Origin of the sequence: Acinetobacter sp. USHLN143, assembly GCF_037145695.1 — a bacterium.
Classification (GTDB): domain Bacteria; phylum Pseudomonadota; class Gammaproteobacteria; order Pseudomonadales; family Moraxellaceae; genus Acinetobacter; species Acinetobacter fasciculus.
In genome coordinates this window covers 1-312 of the sequence record NZ_JBBCWZ010000258.1, presented here as the reverse complement: position 1 = coordinate 312, position 312 = coordinate 1, and the positions used below count along the sequence as shown (strand labels likewise).

Annotated in this window: 1 pseudogene; it reads right to left on the bottom strand. The window is 37.5% G+C overall.

Features of this window, described 5'->3' with window-relative positions:
• Positions 1–83: 83 nt before the first annotated feature.
• Positions 84–312, bottom strand: a pseudogene (locus WFH18_RS17980) (transposase); the annotation flags it as partial.

Genomic DNA, 312 nt, shown 5'->3' with positions numbered 1-312 from the left:
TATACTGTCACTTAGGCAGGCTGGACACTTGATTTCTAGAGTTATTCGCATTTCTCTATTTTATCAAAATCCAACCTGCTTTTTTTCAGCATACTTTTTGAAACACCACCCTTTATTTTTATCGCTTTTTTCCGATCATGTTGCCATTCACCTGTTAAATAGCACCAACAGAAACCGATAGCTAGCACTGCTATCAATTTCTTGACTCGTCTAGGGTCTGTTAAACGAGTATTTTCAAGATTGAATCCACGTCCTTTGAGACAACTAAATAACGTTTCGATTTCCCAGCGTAATGCATAATCACGAATAGCA